Genomic DNA, 5183 nt, shown 5'->3' with positions numbered 1-5183 from the left:
GGCCGACACGAACCTCGCGCCACGCCGCTCGTCGGGCACGTCGCGCAGTTGCGCCAACAACAGAGCGGTGTTGGCGGCGTCGTCGCCGTGGACGCCGGCCCAGCGCGCGGACAGCACTCCCGGCATGCCGTTCAATGCGTCGACTTCCAACCCGGAATCATCCGCCACACAAGGCAATCCAGTCGCCGCGAACACGTCGCGGGCCTTGGCCAGTGCGTTGTCTTCAAATGTCGCACCGGTTTCGGGCGTCTCGTCGAACGGCGGCACATCCTCGAGCGAGATCAACGTCAACGACACCGCGGCCGCGTCGAGCACCCTGTGCAGTTCAGCGAGCTTCTTGCGGTTGCGGCTGGCGAACAGCAGCTCGGTCAGGTTCCGAACGCATTCTGCGGCGACGTACCTTCGGGTAGAACACCAGGGTACGGCAATGCCAGCGCTTCCTGCTGGGCAGCGAACAGTTTGTCGCAGGCGGCCAATGCGGCGTCGAGCAGCTTGTCCAGCGTCGAGCGCGGAAATGTTGCGCCCTCGCCGGTGCCCTGCACCTCGACCAGTGTTCCGGTATCGGTGGCTACGACGTTCATGTCGACCTCGGCGCGCGCATCTTCCTCGTAGGGCAGGTCCACGCGGATTCGGCCGTCGACCACACCGACGCTGACCGCGGCGATTGCACATGACAGCGGCCGCGGGTCGGAAAGCATGCCCGCCGCCGACAGGTAGGTCACCGCGTCGGCCAGCGCCACGTAGGCACCGGTGATGGCCGCCGTGCGGGTGCCGCCGTCGGCCTGCAGCACATCGCAGTCGACCGCGATGGTGTTCTCCCCCAACGCCGCCAAGTCAATGCACGCCCGCAGAGAGCGCCCGACCAGCCGGCTGATTTCCTGGGTCCGTCCGGACAGCCGTCCCTTAACCGATTCCCGGTCGCCGCGAGTATGGGTGGCCGCCGGCAGCATCGCGTATTCGGCTGTGAGCCAACCTAACCCGGTTCCCTTGCGCCAGCGCGGCACGCCCTCGATGACGCTCGCCGTGCACATGACCTTGGTGTGGCCGAATTCAACTAGCACCGAACCCGCCGGATGTGAGGTGAACCCGCGGGTGATGACCACCGGGCGCAGCTCATGGTCGAGGCGACCGTCTTCCCGTGTGGACATAAGGGTTCAGGAGTGCTTGATTTCGAAGGTCTCACCGCACACCACTGCGTGCACGGGACCGTGGAACTCGGCCTTGGCCTCGCTGATCACGTCCTCGCGCGACGTCCATGGCGGGATGTGCGTGAGCAGCAGTTCTCGTACACCGGCTTCGGCGGCCACACGCCCGGCTTCGGTGCCCGACATGTGCAAGTTGCACGGCCGCTTCGGCGAATGCGTCCAAGACGCTTCGCACAGGAAGACATCGGCATCACGCGCCAATTCCACCAGGGCGTCGCAGCAGCCGGTGTCGCCGCTGTAGACGAACGTCGCCCCGTCGGGATCGGTGAACCTCAAGCCGTAGGACTCGGTCGGGTGCGCCACCACTCGCGGCAGCACCGTCAATGCGCCCAATTTCACCGGCTCACCGTCAGCCCAGTGACGGATATCGAAAATGTCCGAGAAGTCGTCGATCTCGCCGCCGTATGGCGACGATGCCGCGCCCAGCCGCGCCCAGGTGTCGCTCGGGCCGTACATCAACGCTTTACCCTCCGGGGGTGTCGGGTGGTAGCGACGCCACACGAACAGCCCAGGCAAGTCCAGACAATGGTCGGCATGCAAGTGCGACAGCAGCACATGCACCGATGCTGGATCGGTTTGGTGCTGCAGCGCACCCAGCACTCCCCCACCGAAGTCGATGACCAGCGGTGGAGTATCTGGCGCCCGTAACAAGTAACCCGATGCCGGCGAATCTGGACCCACCACACTGCCAGAGCAGCCGAGGACGGTCATTCGCACGGTCACTACTGTGCCATGCCCGATACCCTGTTGGCGAAAACATTGCCGCTTTGGTATGGGACGGGCATCACCGCTCGATCTAGCGGGCGGGCACGTGGCGGTGAACAGGTTGCGCGGTGGTAATCGCCGGCCCCAGAAATCGCGCCGCCAACCTAGTGAACGCCTCCGGGTCGCCAGTGGCCTCGAACACGCGCGTCGCGGGTGGCGCCGCATGCGGGCGCAGCAGATTCTGCTCGGTGAGCACCCGCACCAATTCCTTAGCGGTCTCTTCCGCGCTGGACACCAGCGTCACGTGCTGGCCCATCGCCAACTGAATCAGCCCGGACAGCAAGGGATAGTGCGTACACCCCAGCACTAAGGTGTCGACCCCGGCGCGCTGCAGCGGCTCGAGATAGCCCTCCGCCAGCCCGAGCACCTGGCGGCCGCTGGTGATGCCGCGCTCGACAAAGTCGACGAATCGCGGGCACGCCACGGCGGTGATGTCGGTGTCGCGTGCCGCGGCGAACGCATCCTGGTAGGCGTGCGAGGCGATGGTCGCCCGCGTACCGATGACCCCGATGCGGCCGTTGCGGGTGGCGGCCACGGCCCGTCGCACCGCCGGCAAGATCACCTCGACAACGGGCACGTCGTAGCGTTCGCGGGCGTCGCGCAGGCACGCCGAGGACGCCGAGTTGCAGGCGATCACCAACCCCTTGACGCCGCGGTCGACGAGGTCGTCGCCGATGGCCAGTGCGTGCGCGCGGATCTCCGGGATGGTCAGCGGACCATAGGGCCCGTTGGCCGTATCGCCGACGTAGATGATGTCTTCATCCGGCAGTTGGTCGATGATCGCCCGCGCGACGGTGAGCCCGCCGACGCCGGAGTCGAAGACCCCGACCGGCGCCAGTGCTGAGCTCACCGGTGCACCAGACCAGCTCTGCGCTGAGCGCGCGCCCTGCGTTCTGGGCCGGAGAGTATGTAGGCGGCCAGCACGCCGGCGACGCCGCCGCACAGGTGCGCCTGCCACGACACCCCGCCGCACATGTTGAGCACCGGCACGGCCCCCCACAGGATGCCGCCGTAGAAGAACAGCACCAAGATCCCGACGACAATCTGCCACCCGCTGCGGATAAAAAATCCGAACACCAGCAAAAAGGTAAGCCAGCCGAAGATCAGGCCGGAGGCGCCGATGTGGTCGGTCTCTCCGCACGCCGACCCCACGTTGCCGATCAGCCAGGTGCCGAAGCCGCCGACGATCCACACAATGACGGGGGCCCACACGAAGCGGGCCAGGCCGGCCAGCGTCACCAGAAAACCTAGCACCAGCGCCGGTCCGGTGTTGGCCATCAGATGCTGCCAGTTCGCATGCAGCAGCGGCGCGAAGACGATGCCCCACAACCCGTCGGTCTCCAACGGCCGGATGCCATTGCGATCCAGATTGTGGCCGCTGAGCTGGTCGATCAGCTCGGCGAGGTAGAGCAGGGCAACGAAACTGACGATGGTGGCCGCCCCGACCTTCCATCGAGGAGGGCTGTTGCGTTGCGGTTGGCGTGCCGCCGGATATCGGGTCGGCCCAGTCATTTGCGCGATTCCTCGATCCTTGCTACGCCGGCATCATCGTGGTGGCGTGTCAAGCCCATAGCTGCCCTTCCAGCGCGTCCTCGGCCTCGTCGAGAGTACCGGTGTAGGCGCCGGTCGACAGGTACTTCCATCCCGCGTCGGCGACCACGAACGCGACGTCGGCACGCTCGCCCGCGGCCTGCGCCTTCGCCGCAACGCCGAGCGCGGCGTGCAGCACCGCCCCGGTGGAAATGCCGGCGAAGATGCCTTCGGCGTCGATCAACTCCCGGGTGCGGCGGACCGCATCAGCGGAGCCGACCGAGTAGCGGGTGGTTAGCACGTCGGGGTCGTAGAGCTCGGGCACGAAGCCCTCGTCGATATTGCGCAGCGCATAGACACCCTCGCCGTAGCGGGGCTCGGCGGCGACGATGCGTATCCCCGGCACGTGCTCGCGCAGATACCGGCCGGTGCCCATCAGCGTGCCGGTGGTGCCCAGGCCGGCGACGAAGTGCGTGATCTCGGGCAGGTCAGCCAGCACTTCCGGGCCGGTGCCGTAGTAGTGCGAGTCGGTGTTGGCCGGATTTCCGTATTGGTAGAGCATCACCCACGACGGGTTGGCCGCGGCGAGCTCTTTGGCGGTGGCCACCGCGGTGTTGGATCCGCCCTCGGCTGGCGAGAAGATGATGTGCGCACCGTAGAGCTCGAGCAGCTGACGCCGCTCGATCGAGGTGTTCTCCGGCATCACGCAGATCAGCTGGTAGCCCTTGAGCCGGGCCGCCATCGCCAAGGAGATCCCGGTGTTGCCGCTGGTGGGTTCCAGGATGGTGGCGCCGGGCGTCAGCAGTCCGTCGGCTTCGGCCTGTTCGATCATCCGCAGCGCCGGCCTGTCCTTGATCGACCCGGTCGGGTTGCGGTCTTCGAGTTTGGCCCACAACCGCACGTGGGGGCCGTCCGGCCCGTCGTTCCAGCGCGGCGACAGGCGCGGCAGACCGACCAGCGGTGTGTTACCCAGCGCCTGGAGCAGCGAGTTGTATCGGGACACGCTTAACCACCGGCGACGGCCGGCAAGATGGTGATCGAGTCGCCGTCGGAGATCGCGGTCTCCAAGCCGCCGGAGAACCGAACGTCTTCGTCGTTGACATAGATGTTGACGAACCGGTGCAACTTGCCGTTATCGACGAGCCGTTCGGAGATGCCCGAATAGTTGGCGTCCAGATCGTCGATGACCGCACGGAGTGTGTCGCCGGTGGCTTCGACGCGTTTCTGCCCCTTGGTGTGGGGCCGCAGGATGGTCGGGATGGACACGGTGACGCTCATAGGGCTTCCTTCAGGGCTCTCAGTATTGCTTGACGACCTGGACGGGCTCTTCGGTGACGATGCCGTCGATGATGCGATAGCTGCGCAGCTCGTGTCGGTCCGGGTCGCGGGTGGACACGAGCACGTAATGGGCGTCGGGCTCAGCCGCCAGGCTCACGTCGGTCCGGCTGGGGTACGCCTCGGTCGCGGTGTGCGAGTGATAGATGACGACGGGCACTTCACCGGCGTCGTCCATCTCACGCCACACCTTGAGCTGCTCGGTGGAGTCGAAGCGGTAGAAGGTGGGCGAGCGTTCCGCATTGACCATCGCGACATGCCGCTCGGGACGGTCGGAGCCTTCCGGGCCAGCTAGTACCCCACACGCTTCGTCGGGGTGATCGGCGCGCGCGTGAGCGACTATCGCAT

General features: G+C 66.5%; 8 protein-coding genes. All 8 read right to left on the bottom strand.

Going from position 1 to position 5183, the window contains the following annotated elements; genetic code table 11:
* On the bottom strand, nucleotides 1–372 hold a 372-nt coding region (locus ACFE99_RS22520; RefSeq protein WP_375488730.1), incomplete at its 3' end, for a non-canonical purine NTP pyrophosphatase.
* Nucleotides 369–1148, bottom strand: coding sequence for a ribonuclease PH (gene rph / locus ACFE99_RS22515; protein ID WP_375488728.1), 780 nt, complete (start codon nucleotides 1146–1148; stop codon nucleotides 369–371). The genes rph and ACFE99_RS22520, both read right to left, overlap by 4 nt.
* Nucleotides 1149–1154: 6 nt before the next feature.
* The gene (locus ACFE99_RS22510) at nucleotides 1155–1928 is read right to left on the bottom strand and encodes a cyclic nucleotide-degrading phosphodiesterase (RefSeq protein ID WP_375488726.1); all 774 of its coding nucleotides are present in this window, start codon (nucleotides 1926–1928) and stop codon (nucleotides 1155–1157) included.
* A 73-nt stretch (nucleotides 1929–2001) separates the two neighbouring features.
* Nucleotides 2002–2820: a glutamate racemase gene (gene murI, locus ACFE99_RS22505; protein WP_375488724.1), complete on the bottom strand. Its 819-nt coding sequence runs from the start codon at nucleotides 2818–2820 to the stop codon at nucleotides 2002–2004.
* Entirely contained in the window at nucleotides 2817–3482 is a 666-nt protein-coding gene (locus ACFE99_RS22500; RefSeq protein ID WP_375488721.1) for a rhomboid family intramembrane serine protease, read from the bottom strand. The genes murI and ACFE99_RS22500 overlap by 4 nt, the downstream gene beginning before the upstream one ends.
* 49 nt (nucleotides 3483–3531) lie before the next feature.
* A complete protein-coding gene (locus tag ACFE99_RS22495; protein WP_375488719.1) occupies nucleotides 3532–4503 on the bottom strand; it encodes a cysteine synthase in 972 nt (323 codons plus the stop codon).
* 2 nt (nucleotides 4504–4505) lie between these two features.
* Entirely contained in the window at nucleotides 4506–4778 is a 273-nt protein-coding gene (locus tag ACFE99_RS22490; protein ID WP_375488717.1) for a MoaD/ThiS family protein, read from the bottom strand.
* Between the two features lie 19 nt (nucleotides 4779–4797).
* Nucleotides 4798–5183, bottom strand: a 386-nt coding sequence (locus tag ACFE99_RS22485; protein ID WP_375488715.1) for a Mov34/MPN/PAD-1 family protein, incomplete at its 5' end; no start/stop codon positions are given.

The sequence above is a fragment of the uncultured Mycobacterium sp. genome (assembly GCF_964249325.1).
Taxonomy (GTDB): domain Bacteria; phylum Actinomycetota; class Actinomycetes; order Mycobacteriales; family Mycobacteriaceae; genus Mycobacterium.
This window is presented reverse-complemented; position numbering and strand designations above follow the sequence as displayed.